The sequence below is a fragment of the Pseudomonas sp. HMSC057H01 genome (genome assembly GCF_001836405.1).
Taxonomy (GTDB): Bacteria; Pseudomonadota; Gammaproteobacteria; order Pseudomonadales; family Pseudomonadaceae; genus Pseudomonas; species Pseudomonas aeruginosa.
Map to the genome: position 1 here is coordinate 60,144 of NZ_KV828521.1, position 21,973 is coordinate 82,116.

General features: G+C 68.0%; 14 protein-coding genes. 12 read left to right on the forward strand and 2 right to left on the reverse strand.

The annotated features are described in order from the left end of the window. The 5 genes from muxA to HMPREF2581_RS29250 all read left to right on the forward strand — a co-directional run. Nucleotides 1-1,196: multidrug efflux RND transporter periplasmic adaptor subunit MuxA (gene muxA / locus HMPREF2581_RS29230; protein ID WP_043490286.1), on the forward strand; the 1,196-nt coding region annotated here is incomplete at its 5' end. After that, nucleotides 1,193-4,324 (forward strand): multidrug efflux RND transporter permease subunit MuxB, encoded by a 3,132-nt coding sequence (gene muxB / locus HMPREF2581_RS29235; protein WP_003089920.1) that lies wholly within the window; start codon nucleotides 1,193-1,195, stop codon nucleotides 4,322-4,324. The genes muxA and muxB, both read left to right, overlap by 4 nt. Further along, the gene (muxC, locus tag HMPREF2581_RS29240) at nucleotides 4,321-7,431 is read left to right on the forward strand and encodes a multidrug efflux RND transporter permease subunit MuxC (RefSeq protein WP_003089914.1); all 3,111 of its coding nucleotides are present in this window, start codon (nucleotides 4,321-4,323) and stop codon (nucleotides 7,429-7,431) included. Before muxB ends, muxC begins: the two co-directional genes overlap by 4 nt. Next, on the forward strand, nucleotides 7,428-8,924 hold the full coding sequence (gene opmB, locus HMPREF2581_RS29245) for a multidrug efflux RND transporter outer membrane subunit OpmB (RefSeq protein WP_003089909.1): 1,497 nt from the start codon (nucleotides 7,428-7,430) through the stop codon (nucleotides 8,922-8,924). The genes muxC and opmB overlap by 4 nt, the downstream gene beginning before the upstream one ends. Nucleotides 8,925-9,057: 133 nt before the next feature. Then, nucleotides 9,058-9,291: a hypothetical protein gene (locus HMPREF2581_RS29250; protein WP_016561952.1), complete on the forward strand. Its 234-nt coding sequence runs from the start codon at nucleotides 9,058-9,060 to the stop codon at nucleotides 9,289-9,291. Between the two features lie 8 nt (nucleotides 9,292-9,299). Here HMPREF2581_RS29250 and HMPREF2581_RS29255 read toward each other — a convergent pair whose 3' ends face one another. After that, on the reverse strand, nucleotides 9,300-10,718 hold the full coding sequence (locus HMPREF2581_RS29255) for a sensor histidine kinase (protein WP_003139104.1): 1,419 nt from the start codon (nucleotides 10,716-10,718) through the stop codon (nucleotides 9,300-9,302). Next, nucleotides 10,715-11,389 (reverse strand): heavy metal response regulator transcription factor, encoded by a 675-nt coding sequence (locus HMPREF2581_RS29260; protein ID WP_003089900.1) that lies wholly within the window; start codon nucleotides 11,387-11,389, stop codon nucleotides 10,715-10,717. The genes HMPREF2581_RS29255 and HMPREF2581_RS29260 overlap by 4 nt, the downstream gene beginning before the upstream one ends. A 512-nt stretch (nucleotides 11,390-11,901) precedes the next feature. Here HMPREF2581_RS29260 and HMPREF2581_RS29265 point away from each other — a divergent pair. The 7 genes from HMPREF2581_RS29265 to benC all read left to right on the forward strand — a co-directional run. Continuing rightward, entirely contained in the window at nucleotides 11,902-13,188 is a 1,287-nt protein-coding gene (locus tag HMPREF2581_RS29265) for a TolC family protein (protein ID WP_003139105.1), read from the forward strand. A 52-nt stretch (nucleotides 13,189-13,240) separates the two neighbouring features. Beyond that, nucleotides 13,241-14,695, forward strand: coding sequence for an efflux RND transporter periplasmic adaptor subunit (locus HMPREF2581_RS29270; RefSeq protein ID WP_003109532.1), 1,455 nt, complete (start codon nucleotides 13,241-13,243; stop codon nucleotides 14,693-14,695). A gap of 22 nt (nucleotides 14,696-14,717) precedes the next feature. Then, nucleotides 14,718-17,873: an efflux RND transporter permease subunit gene (locus HMPREF2581_RS29275; protein ID WP_003139106.1), complete on the forward strand. Its 3,156-nt coding sequence runs from the start codon at nucleotides 14,718-14,720 to the stop codon at nucleotides 17,871-17,873. A gap of 206 nt (nucleotides 17,874-18,079) precedes the next feature. After that, complete coding sequence (locus HMPREF2581_RS29280; protein WP_003139107.1) at nucleotides 18,080-19,036, forward strand: AraC family transcriptional regulator; 957 nt, start codon at nucleotides 18,080-18,082, stop codon at nucleotides 19,034-19,036. Between the two features lie 116 nt (nucleotides 19,037-19,152). Next, the gene (benA, locus tag HMPREF2581_RS29285; protein ID WP_003139108.1) at nucleotides 19,153-20,520 is read left to right on the forward strand and encodes a benzoate 1,2-dioxygenase large subunit; all 1,368 of its coding nucleotides are present in this window, start codon (nucleotides 19,153-19,155) and stop codon (nucleotides 20,518-20,520) included. Beyond that, complete coding sequence (benB, locus tag HMPREF2581_RS29290) at nucleotides 20,517-21,005, forward strand: benzoate 1,2-dioxygenase small subunit (protein ID WP_003120077.1); 489 nt, start codon at nucleotides 20,517-20,519, stop codon at nucleotides 21,003-21,005. Before benA ends, benB begins: the two co-directional genes overlap by 4 nt. Before the next feature lie 33 nt (nucleotides 21,006-21,038). Beyond that, nucleotides 21,039-21,973, forward strand: a 935-nt coding sequence (benC, locus tag HMPREF2581_RS29295) for a benzoate 1,2-dioxygenase electron transfer component BenC (RefSeq protein WP_049263124.1), incomplete at its 3' end; no start/stop codon positions are given.

The window sequence follows — 21,973 nt, forward strand, 5'->3', positions numbered from 1 at the left end:
TGGTGATGTGGCTGGCGGCGCCCGCCTCGGCACCGTCCTCCGACGGGCGACCCGGTCGCGGCGGCAAGCCGGGCGCCGCGCTGCCCAAGGCCAACGCGCTCACCGTCGGCGTGGCCAGGGTGGAGCAGGGCGACCTGGCGCTGCATTTCAACGCGCTTGGCACCGTCACCGCCTTCAACACGGTGAACGTCAAGCCGCGGGTCAACGGCGAGCTGGTCAAGGTGCTGTTCCAGGAGGGGCAGGAGGTCAAGGCCGGCGACCTGCTGGCGGTGGTCGACCCGCGTACCTACAAGGCGGCGCTGGCCCAGGCCGAGGGCACGCTGATGCAGAACCAGGCGCAACTGAAGAACGCCGAGATCGACCTGCAGCGCTACAAGGGGCTGTACGCCGAGGACTCGATCGCCAAGCAGACCCTGGATACCCAGGAAGCCCAGGTCCGCCAGTTGCAGGGCACCATCCGTACCAACCAGGGCCAGGTCGACGACGCCCGCCTCAACCTGACCTTCACCGAGGTCCGCGCACCGATTTCCGGGCGCCTCGGCCTGCGCCAGGTGGACATCGGCAACCTGGTCACCAGCGGCGATACCACGCCGCTGGTGGTGATCACCCAGGTCAAGCCGATCTCGGTGGTGTTCAGCCTGCCGCAGCAGCAGATCGGCACCGTCGTCGAGCAGATGAACGGCCCCGGCAAGCTGGCGGTCACCGCGCTGGACCGCAACCAGGACAAGGTTCTCGCCGAAGGCACCCTGACCACCCTGGACAACCAGATCGACACCACCACCGGCACGGTCAAGCTCAAGGCACGCTTCGAGAACGCCGACGGCAAGCTGTTCCCCAACCAGTTCGTCAACGTGCGCCTGCTGGCGCAGACCCTCAAGGGCGTGCTGACCATTCCGGCCAACGCCGTGCAGCGCGGCACCAACGGTATCTATGTGTACGTGGTCGGCGCCGACAACAAGGTCAGCCAGCGCAGCGTCGCCATCGGCACCAGCGAGAACGAGCGGGTGGTGGTGGAAAGCGGCCTGAAGGCCGGCGAGCAGGTGGTGGTGGAAGGCACCGACCGCCTGCGCGACGGTATGGAAGTGCGTGTCGCCGAGGCCTCCCCGCAGGTCCTCGAGGGCGAGCCGCAGAAACCGCAGACTGGCCGCCCCAGCGGCCTCCAGGGCGACTCGGTGGGTAGCGGGAGCGCTGAATGAACCCGTCCCGCCCGTTCATCCTGCGGCCGGTCGCGACCACCCTGCTGATGGTGGCGATCCTGCTCTCGGGCCTGATCGCCTACCGCTTCCTGCCGATCTCGGCGTTGCCGGAAGTGGACTACCCGACCATCCAGGTGGTCACCCTGTACCCCGGTGCCAGCCCGGAGATCATGACCTCGTCGATCACCGCGCCGCTGGAGAACCAGCTCGGGCAGATTCCGGGGCTCAACGAGATGTCTTCCAGCAGTTCCGGCGGCGCCTCGGTGATCACCCTGCAATTCAGCCTGCAGAGCAACCTCGATGTCGCCGAGCAGGAAGTCCAGGCGGCGATCAACGCCGCGCAGAGCCTGCTGCCCAACGACCTGCCGAACCAGCCGGTGTTCAGCAAGGTGAACCCGGCGGACGCACCGATCCTGACCCTGGCGGTGATGTCCGATGGCATGCCGCTGCCGCAGATCCAGGACCTGGTGGATACCCGCCTGGCACAGAAGATCTCGCAGATCTCCGGGGTCGGCCTGGTCAGCATCAGCGGCGGCCAGCGTCCGGCGGTGCGGGTGCGCGCCAACCCGACGGCGCTGGCGGCGGCCGGGCTGAGCCTGGAGGACCTGCGCAGCACGGTGACCAGCAACAACCTCAACGGCCCCAAGGGCAGCTTCGACGGCCCGACCCGTGCCTCGACCCTGGACGCCAACGACCAGTTGCGCTCGGCCGACGCCTACCGCGACCTGATCATCGCCTACAAGAACGGCTCGCCGCTGCGCATCCGCGACGTCGCCAGCGTCGAGGACGACGCCGAGAACGTGCGCCTGGCCGCCTGGGCCAACAACCTGCCGGCGGTGGTGCTGAACATCCAGCGCCAGCCGGGGGCCAACGTGATCGAGGTGGTCGACCGGATCAAGGCGCTGCTGCCGCAGCTGCAATCGACCCTGCCGGGGAATCTCGACGTGCAGGTGCTGACCGACCGCACCACCACCATCCGCGCCTCGGTCAAGGACGTGCAGTTCGAGCTGGCGCTGGCGGTGGCGCTGGTGGTGATGGTCACCTTCCTGTTCCTGCGCAACGTCTACGCCACCCTGATTCCCAGCTTCGCCGTGCCGCTGTCGCTGATCGGCACCTTCGGCGTGATGTACCTGTCCGGCTTCTCGATCAACAACCTGACCCTGATGGCGCTGACCATCGCCACCGGCTTCGTGGTCGACGACGCGATCGTCATGGTGGAGAACATCGCCCGCTACCTGGAGCAGGGCGACTCGCCGCTGGAAGCGGCGCTCAAGGGCTCGAAGCAGATCGGCTTCACCATCATCTCGCTGACCTTCTCGCTGATCGCCGTGCTGATCCCGCTGCTGTTCATGGGCGACGTCGCCGGGCGGCTGTTCCGCGAGTTCGCCATCACCCTGGCGGTGGCGATCCTGATTTCCGGCTTCGTCTCCCTGACCCTTACGCCGATGCTCAGCGCCAAGCTGCTGCGCCACATCGACGAGGACCAGCAGGGCCGCTTCGCGCGCGCCGCGGGGCGGGTCATCGATGGCCTGATCGCACAATACGCCAAGGCCCTGCGGGTGGTCCTGCGGCACCAGCCGCTGACCCTGCTGGTGGCCATCGCCACCCTGGCGCTGACCGCGCTGCTCTACCTGGCCATGCCCAAGGGCTTCTTCCCGGTGCAGGACACCGGAGTGATCCAGGGCGTCGCCGAAGCGCCGCAGTCGATCTCCTTCCAGGCCATGTCCGAGCGCCAGCGCGCCCTTGCCGAGGTGGTGCTGAAGGACCCGGCGGTGGCCAGCCTGTCCTCCTACATCGGCGTCGACGGCAGCAACCCGACCCTCAACACCGGCCGCCTGCTGATCAACCTCAAGCCGCACAGCGAGCGCGACGTCACCGCCAGCGAAGTGATCCAGCGCCTGCAGCCCGAACTCGACCATCTGCCCGGGATCAAGCTGTACATGCAGCCGGTGCAGGACCTGACCATCGAGGACCGGGTCGCCCGCACCCAGTACCAGTTCACCTTGCAGGACGCCGACCCGGACGTGCTCGCCGAGTGGGTGCCGAAGCTGGTGGCGCGGCTGCAGGAGTTGCCGCAGCTCGCCGACGTCGCCAGCGACTGGCAGGACAAGGGCTTGCAGGCCTACCTGAACATCGACCGCGACACCGCATCGCGCCTCGGCGTGAAGCTCTCCGACATCGACAGCGTGCTCTACAACGCCTTCGGCCAGCGGCTGATCTCGACCATCTTCACCCAGGCCACCCAGTACCGCGTGGTGCTGGAGGTGGCGCCGCAGTTCCAGCTCGGCCCGCAGGCCCTGGAGCAGCTCTACGTGCCGTCCAGCGACGGCACCCAGGTGCGCCTGTCGAGCCTGGCGAAGGTGGAGGAGCGGCATACCCTGCTGGCGATCAACCATATCGCCCAGTTCCCCTCGGCGACCCTGTCGTTCAACCTGGCCAAGGGTTACTCCCTGGGCGAGGCGGTCGAGGCGATCCGTGGCGTCGAGGCCAGCCTGGAGCTGCCGCTGAGCATGCAGGGCAGCTTCCGCGGCGCGGCGCTGGCCTTCGAGGCCTCGCTGTCGAACACGCTGCTGCTGATCCTCGCCTCGGTGGTGACCATGTACATCGTCCTGGGCATCCTCTACGAGAGCTTCATCCATCCGGTGACCATCCTCTCGACCCTGCCCTCGGCCGGGGTCGGCGCGCTGCTGGCGCTGATGCTGGCGGGGCAGGAGATCGGCATCGTGGCGATCATCGGCATCATCCTGCTGATCGGCATCGTCAAGAAGAACGCGATCATGATGATCGACTTCGCCCTCGACGCCGAGCGCAACGAAGGCAAGCCGCCCCATGAGGCGATCTACCAGGCCTGCCTGCTGCGCTTCCGGCCGATCCTGATGACCACCATGGCCGCGCTGCTCGGCGCGCTGCCGCTGATGCTCGCCGGCGGCGCCGGCGCCGAGCTGCGCCAGCCGCTGGGCATCACCATGGTCGGTGGCCTGCTGCTGAGCCAGGTCCTGACCCTGTTCACCACCCCGGTGATCTATCTCTACTTCGACCGCCTGGCCCGTCGCTGGGCGGCCTGGCGCAAGCAGCGCGGGCTGGACCTGAACACCGAGGCCGGGTTCGACGGGGATGCCGGGCGATGAGCCTGTCCACGCCCTTCATCCGCCGCCCGGTCGCCACCACGCTGCTGACCCTGGCGTTGCTGCTGGCCGGCACCCTGTCGTTCGGTCTGCTGCCGGTGGCGCCGCTGCCCAACGTCGATTTTCCGGCCATCGTGGTCAGCGCCAGCCTGCCGGGCGCCAGCCCGGAAACCATGGCCTCGTCGGTGGCCACGCCGCTGGAGCGCTCGCTGGGACGGATCGCCGGGATCAGCGAGATGACCTCCAGCAGTTCGCTGGGCTCGACCACCGTGGTGCTCGTGTTCGACCTGGAGAAGGACATCGACGGCGCCGCCCGCGAGGTGCAGGCGGCGATCAACGGCGCGATGAGCCTGCTGCCCAGCGGCATGCCGAACAATCCCAGCTACCGCAAGGCCAACCCCTCGGACATGCCGATCATGGTCCTCACCCTGACCTCGGAGACCCAGAGTCGCGGCGAGATGTACGACCTCGCCTCGACCGTGCTGGCGCCGAAGCTGTCGCAGGTGCAGGGGGTAGGGCAGGTGAGCATCGGCGGCAGCTCGCTGCCGGCGGTGCGGGTCGACCTCAACCCGGATGCCATGAGCCAGTACGGGCTGTCCCTGGACAGCGTGCGCACGGCCATCGCCGCGGCCAACAGCAACGGCCCCAAGGGCGCCGTCGAGAAGGACGACAAGCACTGGCAGGTGGACGCCAACGACCAGTTGCGCAAGGCCCGCGAGTACGAGCCGCTGGTGATCCACTACAACGCCGACAACGGCGCCGCGGTGCGCCTCGGCGACGTGGCCAAGGTCAGCGACTCGGTGGAGGACGTGCGCAACGCCGGCTTCTCCGACGACCTGCCGGCGGTGCTGCTGATCGTCACCCGCCAGCCCGGCGCCAACATCATCGAGGCCACCGACGCCATCCACGCGCAACTGCCGGTGTTGCAGGAACTGCTCGGGCCGCAGGTCAAGCTGAACGTGATGGATGATCGCAGCCCGTCGATCCGCGCGTCGCTGGAAGAGGCCGAGCTGACCCTGCTGATCTCGGTGGCGCTGGTGATCCTGGTGGTCTTCCTGTTCCTGCGCAACGGCCGCGCCACGCTGATCCCCAGCCTGGCGGTGCCGGTCTCGCTGATCGGCACCTTCGCGGTCATGTACCTGTGCGACTTCAGCCTGAACAACCTGTCGCTGATGGCGCTGATCATCGCCACCGGCTTCGTGGTGGACGACGCCATTGTGGTGGTGGAAAACATCGCCCGACGCATCGAGGAGGGCGATCCGCCGATCCAGGCGGCGATCACCGGCGCCCGCCAGGTCGGTTTCACCGTGTTGTCGATGACGCTCTCGCTGGTCGCGGTGTTCATCCCGCTGCTGCTCATGGGCGGCCTCACCGGGCGGTTGTTCCGCGAGTTCGCGGTGACTCTCTCGGCGGCGATCCTGGTGTCCCTGGTGGTATCCCTGACCCTCACGCCGATGCTCTGCGCGCGTCTGCTGCGTCCGCTGAAACGGCCCGAGGGCGCCTCCCTGGCGCGGCGCAGCGATCGCTTCTTCGCCGCCTTCATGCTGCGCTACCGCGCCAGCCTGGGCTGGGCGCTGGAGCACTCGCGGCTGATGGTGGTGATCATGCTGGCCTGCATCGCCATGAACCTCTGGTTGTTCGTGGTGGTGCCCAAGGGCTTCCTCCCGCAGCAGGACTCCGGGCGCCTGCGCGGCTACGCGGTGGCCGACCAGAGCATCTCGTTCCAGTCCCTGAGCGCGAAGATGGGCGAGTACCGCAAGATCCTCTCTTCCGATCCGGCGGTGGAAAACGTGGTCGGCTTCATCGGCGGCGGCCGCTGGCAGTCGAGCAACACCGGTTCGTTCTTCGTCACCCTCAAGCCGATCGGCGAACGCGACCCGGTGGAGAAGGTCCTCACCCGGCTGCGCGAGCGGATCGCCAAGGTGCCCGGCGCGGCGCTCTATCTCAATGCCGGCCAGGACGTGCGCCTGGGCGGCCGCGACAGCAACGCGCAGTACGAATTCACCCTGCGCAGCGACGACCTGACCCTGCTCCGCGAATGGGCGCCGAAGGTCGAGGCGGCGATGCGCAAGCTGCCGCAGCTGGTGGACGTCAACAGCGACTCCCAGGACAAGGGCGTGCAGACCCGCCTGGTGATCGACCGCGACCGTGCGGCGACCCTGGGGATCAACGTGGAAATGGTCGACGCGGTGCTCAACGATTCCTTCGGCCAGCGCCAGGTGTCGACCATCTTCAACCCGCTGAACCAGTACCGGGTGGTGATGGAGGTCGACCAGCAGTACCAGCAGAGCCCGGAGATCCTCCGCCAGGTCCAGGTGATCGGCAACGACGGCCAGCGCGTGCCGCTGTCCGCGTTCAGCCACTACGAACCGAGCCGGGCACCGCTGGAAGTCAACCACCAGGGCCAGTTCGCCGCCACCACGCTGTCCTTCAACCTGGCGCCGGGCGCGCAGATCGGCCCGACCCGCGAGGCCATCATGCAGGCCCTGGAGCCGCTGCACATCCCGGTGGACGTGCAGACCAGCTTCGAGGGCAACGCCGGCGCGGTGCAGGACACGCAGAACCAGATGCCCTGGCTGATCCTCCTGGCGCTGCTGGCGGTGTACATCGTCCTCGGCATCCTCTACGAGAGCTACGTGCACCCGCTGACCATCCTCTCGACCCTGCCTTCGGCCGGGGTCGGCGCGCTGCTCGCGCTGATCCTCTGCCGCAGCGAGCTGAGCCTGATCGCGCTGATCGGCATCATCCTGCTGATCGGCATCGTCAAGAAGAACGCGATCATGATGATCGACTTCGCCCTGGAGGCCGAGCGCAACCACGGCCTGAGCCCGCGCGAGGCGATCCTCGAGGCCTGCATGATGCGCTTCCGGCCGATCATGATGACCACCCTGGCTGCCTTGCTCGGCGCCTTGCCGCTGATCTTCGGCATCGGCGGCGACGCCGCGCTGCGCCGGCCGCTGGGCATCACCATCGTCGGCGGGCTGATCGGCAGCCAGTTGCTGACCCTGTACACCACCCCGGTGGTCTACCTCTATCTCGACCGCCTGCGCCACTGGGTCAACCAGAAACGCGGCGTACGCACGGACGGTGCGCTGGAGACACCCCTATGAAACACACCCCCTCGTTGCTCGCCCTGGCCCTGGTCGCCGCCCTCGGCGGCTGCGCCATCGGCCCCGACTACCAGCGACCGGACCTGGCGGTGCCCGCCGAATTCAAGGAAGCCGAAGGCTGGCGCCGCGCCGAGCCGCGCGACGTGTTCCAGCGCGGCGCCTGGTGGGAGCTGTACGGCGACCAGACCCTGAACGACCTGCAGATGCACCTGGAACGTTCCAACCAGACCCTGGCCCAGTCGGTGGCGCAGTTCCGCCAGGCCGAGGCGCTGGTGCGCGGCGCGCGGGCGGCGTTCTTCCCGTCGATCACCGGCAACGTGGGCAAGACCCGCAGCGGCCAGGGCGGCGGCGATAGCACCGTGTTGCTGCCGGGAGGCTCGACGGTGAGCAGCGGCGGCTCTGGCGCGATCAGTACCAGCTACTCGACCAACCTCAGTGTCAGCTGGGAGGTCGACCTCTGGGGCAAGCTGCGCCGGCAACTGGAGGCCAACCAGGCGAGCCTGCATGCCAGCGCCGCCGACCTCGCCGCGGTGCGCCTCAGCCAGCAGTCGCAACTGGCGCAGAACTACCTGCAACTGCGGGTGATGGACGAACAGATCCGCCTGCTCAACGACACGGTGACGGCCTACGAGCGTTCGCTGAAGGTGGCCGAGAACAAATACCGCGCCGGCATCGTCACCAGGGCCGACGTGGCCCAGGCCCGCACCCAGCTGAAAAGCACCCAGGCCCAGGCCATCGACCTGAAGTACCAGCGCGCCCAGCTGGAGCACGCCATCGCCGTGCTGGTCGGCCTGCCGCCGGCGCAATTCAACCTGCCGCCGGTGGCGAGCGTGCCGAAGCTGCCGGACCTGCCGGCAGTGGTGCCGTCGCAATTGCTCGAACGACGGCCGGACATCGCCTCGGCGGAACGCAAGGTGATTTCCGCCAATGCCCAGATCGGCGTGGCCAAGGCCGCCTATTTCCCCGACCTCACCCTGAGCGCCGCCGGCGGCTACCGCAGCGGCAGCCTGAGCAACTGGATCAGCACGCCGAACCGCTTCTGGTCGATCGGCCCGCAGTTCGCCATGACCCTGTTCGACGGCGGCCTGATCGGCTCCCAGGTGGACCAGGCCGAGGCGACCTACGACCAGACCGTGGCGACCTACCGGCAGACCGTGCTCGACGGTTTCCGCGAGGTGGAGGACTACCTGGTGCAATTGAGCGTCCTCGACGAGGAGAGCGGGGTGCAGCGCGAAGCCCTGGAGTCGGCCCGCGAGGCACTGCGCCTGGCCGAGAACCAGTACAAGGCCGGCACCGTCGACTACACCGACGTGGTCACCAACCAGGCCACCGCGCTGAGCAACGAACGCACCGTGCTGACCCTGCTCGGCAGCCGCCTGACCGCCAGCGTCCAGTTGATCGCGGCAATGGGCGGCGGCTGGGACAGCGCCGACATCGAGCGGACCGACGAGCGGCTCGGCCGGGTCGAGGAGGGCCTGCCGCCTTCGCCCTGAGTTCTTCTCGCTGCCTGTTCCTGACGAATGCCTTTCCCCGCTATTGCGCTTGCATGACACACCGCCGTCCGCGTCTCGGCTAGAGTGCGGCGGCGGATGTGGAGGTGAATACGTGTCGGGGAAGTTTCCGGAAATGCCCTCGCGCCGAGGCTACTGGCTCGGCTGGTTGTGCCGCCTGGCCATGCTTGGCGGCGTCGCCGCGATGTTCTGGGCGCTGCTGCAATGCTTCGTCCTGCTGCACGGCGATCCGCCGCTCCAGCGCGCCCCGCTGCGGACGCCCTGGACCCTGCTGGCGCTCGGCCTGGCGCTGTTCCTCGCCGGTTTCTGCGGCGAGTACCGGCTGTGGCGGCGCCGCGCCGGTTGCTGAAACCGGCGTCAGGCAGCGCCCGTCGAAGGGAACAGCAGGCGCAGGTGGGTCTTCTGCTGCGGTACGCTTTCCGCTTCGGCGCGGCCGCCGTGGTAGGCCATGATCGATTGCACGATGGCCAGCCCCAGGCCGGTGCCGGCCTGGGCTCCACTCTGGCGTCCGGCGCGGCGGTAGAAGCGCTCGAACAGGTGCGGCAGGTACTCCGGCGGGATGCCCGGGCCGTCGTTGCTGACCCTCACCTCGGTGTGCCCCGCGCGCTCCCCGATCCGCACGTCGATGCGCCCGCCTTGCGGGGTGTGGCGCACGGCGTTGGACACCAGGTTGGAAATGGCGCGCTGGATCATCAGGTTGTCGCCGTGGGCGAAGCCGCTGCCGGACAGGCGCAGTTCGACGCCCTTGTCCTCGGCGACCATCTCGTACAGGTCGATGACCTTGGCCGCCTGCTCGTGCAGGGCGACGCAGCCGAACTGGGCCTGGATCGCCGGGTTGTCCACCTGCACCAGGAACAGCATGTCGGTGACGATCCGCGACAGCCGCTCCAGTTCCTCGGCATTGGACTCCAGGGCTTCGCGGTATGCCGTGCTGTCGCGATGCTGGCTGAGCAGCACCTGGTTGCGCACCAGCAGGTTGCAGATCGGCGCGCGCAGTTCGTGGGCCAGGTCGTCGGAGAACTGCGAGAGCTGGCGTACGCCATCCTCGAGGCGGGCGAGCATGTGGTTGAAGCTGCGGGCCAGGCTGTCCAGCTCGCGCGGCAGGTTCTGCTCGGGGATGCGGTAGGAGAGATCCTGCGGGCTGACCTGGGCGGCCACCCGGCGGAAGCGGTTCAACGGTTCGAGGCCGGCACGCACCACCCACCAGGCGGCCAGGGCGATCAATGGCAGGAGGAAGGGCAGGGCCAGCAGGGTGGCGCGGAGGAAGCCGTCGAGCAGGCGCTCGTCGGCGTTGCGCTCGCTGCTCAGCAACACCTGTACCGGGGTGCCGTTCTTCATGCGCATGGAAGCGCCGATGCTCAGCAGGCGCTGGTCGTTGCCGGTGCTCCAGCTCTGGAACACCGGCTGGCGGGCATCCGCCTGCAAGCGGGCGAGAAGCGCGCGGTTGGCCGCGACGCTGGCCGCGGCCTGGTCGCCGAAGCTCATCAGCGGCTGGCCGCTGCGGCTGTCGAGAATGCTCAGGTGCAGGCCGCTGTGGGCCACCAGTTGGTCCTGCAGGGCATGCGCCTGTACGGCCGGGTCGCTGCGCAGGTCGAGATCGTCTTCCAGGCTGTGGCGGATCTGCTCCAGCTTCAATTGCAGGTTTTCCCGCTCGCGGGCTTCCAGCTCGCGGCCGAGGTTCCAGTGCGCCATCGCGCCGAGCGCCAGGGCCAGCAGCGCGCCGAGGGCGCCGACCAGCAGGGCCAGGCGCAGCGACAGTCGGCCTGGTGGCGTCATCGGCGCGCTTCCAGGACGTAGCCGACGCCGCGAATGGTATGGATCAGCTTGAGGTCGAAGCCGTCGTCGATCTTCGCCCGCAGGCGGCAGATGGCGACCTCCACCACGTTGGAGTCGTTGTCGAAGTTCATGTCCCAGATCAGCGAGATGATCTGCGTCCGGGTGATGACGTCGCCGTTGCGCCGCATCAGCAGGTGCAGCAGGGCGAACTCCTTGGTCGTCAGGTTGATCCGCACCCGGCCGCGGAAGGCCCGGTGGCGGCTGGCGTCCAGCTCCAGGTCGGCGACCCGCAGGACGTCCTGCATCGGTGCCTGGTCGTGGCGGCGCAGCAGCGAGCGGACCCGCGCCAGCAGTTCGGGGAACTGGAACGGCTTGACCATGAAGTCGTCGGCGCCGAGATCGAGGCCGCGCACCTTGTCGGTCAGCCTGCCATGCCCGGTGAGCATCATCACCCGCGCGCTGCTGCGTTCGCGCAGGCGGCGGAGCAGGTCCCAGCCGTCGATGCCGGGCAGGTTGACGTCGAGGATCACCAGTTCGTAAGGGTGTTGCAAGGCCATGTGCAGGCCGTCGATGCCATCGTTGGCGCGGTCGACGATGTAGCCGCTTTCGGTCAGGCCCTGGTGCAGGTAGTCGGCAGTCTTGACTTCATCTTCGATAATAAGGATGCGCATGTTCGCCCCTATATAAAGTATGGATTCATTTGCAAGTAAATGTTTAAGTGCATTGCTATAAAGTTACATTGCGGGCGTTGCCTGGATAGAGTCCTGGAAATGTAATTTCATATCGTTGCGCTGCTTCGATGATAATTATCGAATGACCGGGTAGTTCTCCCGGGAGTCCGCCTGAGAACTTTGGAAATGTCCGCGGCGCAAGCACCGCTGGGCGTGAGGGGCAATGCCTTTTGTAAGCGCATGTTGCTTTTGTCCCTATGTTTCATCCAACTATTGCCAGTCTCTTCGAAGGTTGCCGAAGTGTAACCGCTAATTGTCCGTGGAGAATATTCATTACCGACTTGTAATTCTTCCGTCACCTTGCCGATAAGCCCCGCTACCTAACATCTGCCGCATCCCGGAAGTGCAACTTCGAATATCGCCGGCGAGATATCGCCGATGAACGGTTGCGTGGTTCCGGGCCGGTAATGGATCGCCGTCGCCGACGACGATCAGCAGACGAGGAGCGGAACATGCCGATACTTCGGCCACTGGCCAGCGCGGGGAAACGCGCCTGCTGGCTACTGATGGGACTCTGCCTGGGCCTGCCGGCCCTGGCGAACGAGGCGCCGGTGAGTTTCAACGGCACTTCGATCAGCCTCGAGCAGGCGTTGGAGCGGGCCCTGCGGAGCAACCCCGAGCTGGCGGCGGTGGGGCGCGAGACCGAGATCGCCAGCGGCGCGCGGCAGCAGGCCGGGCTGATCCCCAACCCGGATCTGTCCTGGAGCGTCGAGGACACCCGCCAGGGCAATCGCCAGACCAGCGTCAGCATCGCCCAGCCGCTGGAGCTGGGCGGCAAGCGCGGCGCGCGGGTGGAGGTGGCGAAACGCGGCAGCGAGATCGCCTGGACCCAACTGGAAGTCCGTCGCGCCGAACTGCGCGCCCAGGTCCGTGGCGCCTACTACGCGGCGCTGACCGCGCAGGAGCGGGTGCGCCTGGCGAAGACCTCCCTGGACCTGGCCAGGCGTGCGCTGCAGGCCGCCGACCGGCGGGTCAAGGCCGGCAGCATCTCTTCGGTGGAACGGGTCCGCGCCCAGGTCCTGGCGGACAACGCCCAGCTCGACCTGAGCCAGGCGGAGCTGGAGCAGCAGCGCACCTATGTGCAGCTGTCGAGCACCTGGGACGAGCCGCAGCCAGGCTTCGCCAAGGTCGGCGGCGCGCTCGACGCGGTGCCGGCGAGCATCACCCGCGGCGCCTTGCTGCGCCATCTCGACGAGTCGCCGACCTTGCGCCTGGCGGCCCAGGAGGTAGCGCGCGGCGAGGCCCAGGTCGACCTGGAGAAGCGCCAGCGCATCCCCAACCTGACGGTCAGCATCGGCAGCAAGTACGACCAGACCGCCCGCGACGGACGTGGCGAACGGGTCAACCTGATCGGCCTGTCGATGCCGCTGCCGCTGTTCGACCGCAACCAGGGCAACATCTACGCCGCCCAGAGCCGCGCCGACCAGGCCCGCGACCTGCAGCGCGCGACCCTGCTGCGCCTGCGCAGCGAAGCGGTACAGGCCTACGACCAGTTGCGCACCTCGGAACAGGAGCTGGCGCTGGTCCGTCGCGACCTGCTGCCCGGCGCACAGAGCGCGCTGGACTCGATGACCCGCGGCTTCGAGATGGGCAAGTTCAACTTCCTCGACGTGCTCGACGCCCAGCGCACCCTGGTCGGCGTCCGTGCCCAGTACGTGCGCGCGCTGGACGCCGCGGCGCAGGCGCGGGTGAGCATGGAGCGCCTGCTCGGCGAAGACATCGGCCACCTCGGCCAGTGAGATTTCCGGGGCGGGCCGCCGGCGCGCCCCCCGAACGGTTCGGGAGAACAGAATGGGCAAGAAGACGATTATCGCGGTGACCGCACTGGCACTGCTCGGCCTGGGCGGCGGCGCCTACCTGGAGCTGGGCGGCAAGGCGCCGGCCGGCGCCGGCGAAGCGGCCGCCGAGGGCGAGGGCAGCGGACCGCGCGGCGGCATGTTGTTGCGCCAGGGCGACCTGACCCTGGAACTGCTGGTGCCGGAGGACGGCAGCCCGCTCAAGGCCTGGGTCGAGCGCGGCGGCAAGGCGCTGGCGCCGCAGGAGGTGGTCCTCGGCGCGGACGTCGAGCGCGCCACCGGCGAGGTCGAGGACCTGCTGTTCAAGGCCAGCGGCGATGGCCTGGTGGCCAATGCCGGGATCGCCGAGCCGCATGCCTTCACCGCGCGCCTCAAGCTGATGGCCGGCAAGCAGGGCTACGACTTCGCCTTCACCCGCGAGGAGGGCAAGCTGGAGCTGGATGCCGAGCAGATCGAGGCCGCCGGCATCACCCTCGATACGGCGCGGACGATCAGCCTGGCCCAGGTGGTCTCGCTGCCCGGCGAGATCCGCTTCAACGAGGACCGCACCGCGCATATCGTCCCGCGCCTGCCGGGGATCGTCGACAGCGTGCCGGCCAACCTTGGCCAGGCGGTGAAGCAGGGCGAGCTGCTGGCGGTGATCAGCAGCCCGCAGTTGTCCGACCAGCGCAGCGAATTCGCCGCCGCCCAGCGCCGCCTGAGCCTGGCGCAGAGCACCTACAAGCGCGAGCAGCAGCTGTGGAAGGAGGGCATCTCCGCGGAGCAGGAATTCCTGCTCGCCCGCCAGGGTTTGCAGGAAGCCGAGATCGCGCTGAACAACGCGCGGGCGAAGATCGCCGCGCTCGGCGGCAATCCCAGCCTGCAGGGCGGCAACCGCTACGAGCTGCGCGCGCCGTTCGCCGGGGTGCTGGTGGAAAAGCACCTGACCCAGGGCGAGCCGGTGGACGGCACCGCCAACGTCTTCACCCTGTCCGACCTGTCCTCGGTCTGGGCCACCTTCAACGTGCCCGCGCAACTGCTCGGCCAGGTCCGCGTCGGCAGCAAGGTCAAGGTGCTCGCCCAGGCGCTGGATAGCGAAGTGGAGGGCACCGTGTCCTACATCGGCGACCTGCTCGGCGAGCAGACCCGCGCGGCCACCGCCCGGGTCACCCTGAGCAACCCCGAGAGCACCTGGCGCCCGGGCCTGTTCGTTTCCGTGCAGGTGGCCGAGGCGACCCGCAAGGAAGTCCTGACGGTCGCCGACGGCGCGGTGCAGAACGTCGACGGCGAGGACGTGGTGTTCGTCCGCGTGGCCGACGGCTTCGTGGTCCAGCCGGTCAAGCTGGGCATCAGCGACGGCCAGCGCGTCGAGGTCCTCGAGGGCCTGCGCGCCGGCAGCCAGGTCGCCGCCAGCGGCAGCTTCATCCTCAAATCCGAACTGGGCAAGGGCTCGGCGGAACACGGTCACTGAGTCCCGCTCCAGGAGTCTTCGCATGTTCGAACGCATCATCCAATTCGCCATCGAGCAACGCTGGCTGGTCCTGCTGGCGGTGCTGGGGATGGCCGGGGTCGGCATTGGCAGCTACCAGAAGCTGTCCATCGACGCGGTCCCGGACATCACCAACGTCCAGGTGCAGATCAATACCGCCGCCCCCGGCTACTCGCCGCTGGAAGTGGAGCAGCGGATCACCTACCCGGTGGAGACCGTCATGGCCGGCCTGCCGGGTTTGCAGGAAACCCGTTCGCTGTCGCGGCCGGGGATTTCCCAGGTGACGGTGATCTTCGAGGAAGGCACCGACATCTACTTCGCCCGCCAGCAGGTCAACGAACGCCTGAGCACGGCGCGCGAGCAACTGCCGGAAGACATCTCGCCGACCCTCGGGCCGATCTCCACCGGTCTCGGCGAGATCTACCTGTGGACGGTAGAGGCCGAGGAGGGTGCGACCAAGGAGGACGGCAGCGCCTACACGCCCACCGACCTGCGCACCATCCAGGACTGGATCATCCGTCCGCAGTTGCGCAACGTGAAGGGCGTGGCCGAGATCAACACCATCGGCGGCTACGCTAAGCAATTCCTCATCGCCCCGGATCCGAAGAAGCTCGCGGCCTACAAGCTGACCCTCGGCGACCTGCAGAACGCCGTGCTGCGCAACAACGAGAACGTCGGCGCCGGCTACATCGAGCGGCGCGGCGAGCAGTTGCTGATCCGCGCGCCGGGCCAGGTCAAGGACATGGACGATATCCGCGGGATCATCGTTTCCAACGTCGACGGCGTGCCGATCCGTATCCGCGACGTCGCCGAGGTCGGCCTGGGCAAGGAGCTGCGCACCGGCGCGGCCACCGAGAACGGCCGCGAAGTGGTGCTCGGCACGGTGTTCATGCTGATCGGCGAGAACAGCCGGGAAGTGGCCCAGGCGGTCGGCCAGCGCCTGGAGGAGATCAACCGGACCCTGCCCAAGGGGGTCAAGGCGATCACCGTCTACGACCGCACCACCCTGGTGGACAAGGCCGTGGCCACGGTGAAGAAGAACCTGGTGGAAGGCGCGGCGCTGGTGATCGCGGTGCTCTTCCTGTTCCTCGGCAACATCCGCGCGGCGCTGATCACCGCCACCATCATCCCGCTGTCGATGCTGTTCACCTTCACCGGGATGGTCGGCAACAGGGTCAGCGCCAACCTGATGAGCCTCGGCGCGCTGGACTTCGGCATCATCGTCGACGGCGCCGTGGTGATCGTCGAGAACGCCATCCGCCGCCTGGCCCATGCCCAGGCCCATCACGGCCGCCAGCTGACCCGCGCGGAACGTTTCCACGAGGTCTTCGCCGCGTCCAGGGAGGCGCGCCGGGCGCTGATCTTCGGCCAGATCATCATCATGGTGGTGTACCTGCCGATCTTCGCCCTCACCGGGGTCGAGGGGAAGATGTTCCACCCGATGGCGTTCACCGTGGTCACCGCGCTGCTTGGCGCGATGATCCTCTCGGTGACCTTCGTCCCGGCGGCGATCGCGCTGTTCATCACCGGCAAGGTCAAGGAGGAGGAGAACTTCGTCATGCGCCGCGCGCGTCTGGCCTACGAACCGGCGCTGCGCTGGGTGCTCGGACACCGCGCGCTGGTGGTCGGCGGTGCCCTCGGCGCGATCCTGCTCACCGCGCTGGTGGCCTCGCGGATGGGCAGCGAGTTCATTCCCAGCCTCAGCGAGGGCGACTTCGCCATGCAGGGCCTGCGGGTGCCGGGCACCAGCCTGACCCAGTCGGTCGAGATGCAGCAGACCCTGGAGAAGAAGCTGATGGGCAAGTTCCCGGAGATCGAGCGGGTCTTCGCCCGCACCGGGACCGCCGAGATTGCCTCCGACCTGATGCCGCCGAACGCCTCCGACAGCTACGTGATGCTCAAGCCGCAGAGCCAGTGGCCGGACCCGAAGAAGTCGCGGGAGGCGCTGCTGGAAGAATTGCAGGCCGCGGCCCTTGAGGTGCCGGGCAGCGTCTACGAGTTCTCCCAGCCGATCCAGTTGCGCTTCAACGAACTGATCTCCGGGGTGCGCAGCGACGTCGCGGTGAAGGTCTTCGGCGACGACATGCAGGTGCTCAACGACACTGCGGAGAAGATCTCCAAGGTGCTGCAAGGCATCGACGGCGCCTCCGAGGTGAAGGTCGAGCAGACCACCGGCCTGCCGGTGCTGACGGTGGACATCGACCGCGACAAGGCGGCACGCTTCGGCCTCAATGTCGGCGACATCCAGGACACCGTGGCCACCGCCCTCGGCGGACGCAACGCCGGTACCCTGTTCGAGGGCGACCGCCGCTTCGACATCGTCATCCGCCTGCCGGAAACCCTGCGCGCCGACCTGCCGGCACTGTCCAACCTGCTGATCCCGCTGCCGCCGAACAACCTGGCGCGGATCGACTTCATCCCGCTGTCGGACGTGGCGCGCCTCGACCTCTCGCCGGGACCGAACCAGATCAGCCGGGAGAACGGCAAGCGGCGCATCGTGGTCAGCGCCAACGTGCGCGGCCGCGACATCGGCTCGTTCGTGCTGGAAGCGCAACAGAAGCTGCAGGACGGGGTGAAGATCCCGGCCGGCTACTGGACCACCTGGGGCGGCCAGTTCGAACAGTTGCAGTCCGCCGCCAAGCGCTTGCAGGTAGTGGTGCCGGTGGCGCTGCTGCTGGTGTTCACCTTGCTCTTCGCCATGTTCAACAACGTCAAGGACGGCCTGCTGGTGTTCACCGGCATCCCCTTCGCCCTCACCGGCGGGGTGCTGGCCCTGTGGCTGCGCGGGATACCGCTGTCGATCTCGGCGGCGGTGGGTTTCATCGCCCTGTCCGGGGTGGCGGTGCTCAACGGCCTGGTGATGATCTCCTTCATCCGCAACCTGTTGCAGGAAGGACGCAGCCTCGACCAGGCGGTGTGGGAGGGCGCCATCACCCGCCTGCGTCCGGTGCTGATGACCGCCCTGGTGGCCTCCCTCGGTTTCGTGCCGATGGCCCTGGCCACCGGCACCGGCGCCGAGGTGCAGCGGCCGCTGGCGACGGTGGTGATCGGCGGCATCCTGTCCTCGACCATGCTGACCCTGCTGGTGCTGCCGGTGCTCTATCGCTGGACCCACGGGCGTGACGCCGGTCCGCGCGAGGAGACGCCGGCGGCCGGCTGAAGCGGGCGCGCAAGCGGGCCGGCAGGGGAAACCCTGACGGCCCTTTTTCGTTGGCCGTTGGACGGATTCCGTTCGATTACCGCACGCGATTGCCGGCCCAGATTGTCGCCGGCGGGGGGCTTGCGTAGTGTGGGTGGACGTTCCGCGCCCGGCGCTTGGCGCCGCGCGGCGATAACAACAACGATAGCAGCCTGAGTGTCCTGCCCATGAATGCCTCCTTGCTCAGCGAGCGCAGCCGGGTGTTCGAACGTGCCGACCCCTATGCGGTGTCCGGCTACGTCAACCGGCACGTTGGTACGCACTGCATACGCCTGCCGGCCGCCGGCAGGCCGCAAGCCAGCCTCGACCACCGCACCTTCGCCAGCCTCGACCTGTGCCGGATCAGCTACGGCGCGGCGGTACGGGTCACCTCGCCGGCGCTGGAGAGCATCTTCCACCTGCAGATCCTCCTGCGCGGCCACTGCCTGTGGTGCGGCGGCGGGCAGGAACACGCCCTGGCGCCGGGCGAGCTGTTGCTGATCAACCCGGACGATCCGGTCGACCTGACCTATTCGGCGGACTGCGAGAAATTCATCGTCAAGCTGCCCTGCGCGCTGCTCGAAGCGATCTGCGCCGAGCAGCGCTGGAGCCATCCGGCACGCGGCGTGCGTTTCCTCGAGCATCGCTATCGCCTGGACCAGCTGGAAGGCTTCGTCGGCCTGCTCGCCCTGGTCTGCCGCGAGGCCGAGTCCGGCGAGCGGCTGGCGCGGGTCGACAGCCACTTCGAGCAGATCCTCGGCAGCAAGCTGCTGACCCTGCTGAAGACCAACGTCAGCCGCGAGGACCCCGGCGATGCGCAGGTCGTCTTCGCCCGCCTCGATGCCTACATCCGCCGCCATCTGCAGAGCGAGATCGAGGTCGCGGCGCTGGCCGAGCAGGCGCACATGAGCACTCGCTCGCTGTACGCGCTGTTCGAGCGCCAGCTTGGCGAGAGCCCTCGGCAATACATTCGCCGGCTGCGCCTGGAGCGCATCCGCGCCTGCCTGGAAGACCCCGGCTGCCGGGTACGCAACCTCACCGAACTGGCCCTGGACTTCGGTTTCGCCCACCTCGGCCGCTTCGCCGAGCAATATCGCCGGCAGTTCGGCGAGCTGCCTTCGGAAACCCTGCGCCGGCGCGCCTAGCGCCGACCGCCACGGCGTGCAGGAATCGGCCAGCGATCCGCAGGCAACGGATATCCCCAGCAGTACGCGCTACCTAACCTGACCGGGCCTGAACAATAACAACGGAGGCCCCGGCCATGTCCCTGGGTAGCGATTACTTGCGTTCTCTGCTCGAGGAAGACCCCGAGCGCGGCGTCTACCGCTGCAAGCGGGAGATGTTCACCGACCCACGCCTGTTCGAGCTGGAGATGAAGCACATCTTCGAGGGCAACTGGGTCTATCTCGCCCACGAAAGCCAGGTTGCCGGAATCAACGACTACCTGACCACCCAGATCGGCCGCCAGTCGATCGTCATCGCGCGCAACCGCGACGGCCAGCTCAACGCCTTCATCAACGCCTGCAGTCACCGTGGCGCGATGCTCTGCCGGCACAAGAGCGGCAATCGCAGCAGCTATACCTGTCCGTTCCACGGCTGGACCTTCAACAACTCCGGCAAGCTGCTCAAGGTCAAGGACCCGGCCGAGGCCGGCTACCCGCAGGGCTTCAACTGCGAGGGCTCGCACGACCTGACCCGGGTGGCGCGCTTCGAGTCCTACCGTGGCTTCCTGTTCGGCAGCCTCAACCCCGATGTCAGGCCGCTGGCCGAGCACCTGGGCGAGTCGGCGAAGATCATCGACATGATCGTCGACCAGTCGCCGGAAGGCCTCGAAGTGCTGCGCGGCTCTTCCAGCTATGTCTACGAAGGCAACTGGAAGCTTACCGCCGAGAACGGCGCCGACGGCTACCACGTCAGTTCGGTGCACTGGAACTACGCGGCGACCCAGAGCCAGCGCCAGCAGCGCGACGCCGCGGACCAGCTGCGGACCATGAGCGCCGCCGGCTGGGCCCGGCAGGGCGGCGGCTTCTACTCGTTCGAGCATGGCCACATGCTGCTCTGGAGTCGCTGGGCCAACCCCGAGGACCGGCCGGCCTTCGAGCGCCGCGCCGAGCTTGCCCGCGACTTCGGCGAGGCCCGCGCCGACTGGATGATCGAGAACTCGCGCAACCTCTGCCTGTACCCCAACGTCTACCTGATGGACCAGTTCAGCTCGCAGATCCGCATCGCCCGGCCGCTGTCGGTGGACCGCACGGAAATCACCATCTACTGCATCGCGCCGAAAGGCGAGAGCGCCGAGGCGCGCGCCCGGCGCATCCGCCAGTACGAGGACTTCTTCAACGTCAGCGGCATGGCCACCCCGGACGACCTGGAGGAGTTCCGTTCCTGCCAGCAGGGCTACCAGGGCAGCGTGGTCGGCTGGAACGACCTGTCGCGCGGCGCCGAACACTGGATAGAGGGCGCCGACGCGGCGGCCGCGGCCATCGACCTGCGGCCGCGCCTGAGCGGCGTGCGCACCGAGGACGAAGGGCTGTTCGTATTGCAGCATCGCTACTGGCAGGAGGCGCTGCTCGCCGCCCTGGAGCGCGAACGGACGCAGCGCGTGGCGCTGCGGGAGGTGGCGTCATGAGCCTGGGCTACGACGCCCTGCGCGATTTCCTCTACCGCGAGGCGCGCTATCTCGACGACAAGGATTGGGACGCCTGGCTGGCGTTGTACGCCGCGGACGCCAGTTTCTGGATGCCGTCCTGGGACGACCGCGACCAGCTCACCGAGGACCCGCAGCGGGAAATCTCGCTGATCTGGTACGGCAACCGCGGCGGTCTGGAGGACCGGGTATTCCGCATCCGCACCGAGCGCTCCAGCGCGACCCTGCCGGACACCCGCACCTCGCACAACCTGAGCAACATCGAACTGCTCGGTGAGGACGACGGCATCTGCCGCGCGCGCTGCAACTGGCACACCCTGAGCTATCGCTACAAGACCGTGGACAGCTACTTCGGCACCACCTTCTACGACCTCGACGTACGCGGCGAGAGTCCGCTGATCAAGGCCAAGAAAGTGATCCTGAAGAACGACTACGTTCGCCAGCTGATCGACGTCTACCACGTCTGACGCCCGCGCCGGCGGGCTGTCGAGGGACATGCCATGAACCATCGGATCGCACTCAACTTCGAAGACGGGGTGACCCGCTTCATCCATGCCGCGCCCGGCGAGACCGTGGCCGACGCGGCCTACCGCCAGGGCATCAACATCCCCCTGGACTGCCGCGACGGCGCCTGCGGCACCTGCAAGTGCCTGGCCGAGGCCGGGCGCTATGCGCTGGGCCAGGACTACATCGACGATGCCCTCAGCGCCGAGGAAGCCGCCCGCGGCTACGTGCTGACCTGCCAGATGCGCGCCGAAAGCGACTGCGTGCTGCGCGTGCCGGCGTCCTCGACCCTGTGCAGGACCGGCCAGGCGCGCTACGAGGCGCGCATCAGCGAAGTCCGGCAACTGTCGCCGAGCACCATCGGCCTGTCGCTGCGCGGCGAGGCGCTGGCCAGCCTGGCGTTCCTGCCCGGGCAGTACGTCAACCTCCAGGTGCCCGGCAGCGAGCAGCGCCGCGCCTACTCCTTCAGCTCGCTGGCGAAGGACGGCGAGGTCAGCTTCCTGATCCGCAACGTCCCCGGCGGGCTGATGAGCGGCTTCCTCAGTGGCACGGCCAGGGCCGGCGACAGCCTGGCGATGGACGGCCCGCTGGGCAGTTTCTACCTGCGCGAGATTCACCGGCCACTGCTGATGCTGGCCGGCGGCACCGGCCTGGCGCCGTTCACCGCGATGCTCGAACGGATCGCCGAGCAGGGCAGCGCGCACCCGCTGCACCTGGTCTACGGGGTGACCCACGACGTCGACCTGGTCGGGCTCGAGCGCCTGGAGGCGTTCGCCGAACGGATTCCCGGCTTCACCTGGAGCGCCTGCGTGGCCAGCGCCGACAGCGACTATCCGCGCAAGGGCTACGTGACCGAGCACATCGCCGCGCAGCACCTGCACGAGGGCGACGTCGACATCTACCTGTGCGGGCCGCCGCCGATGGTCGAGGC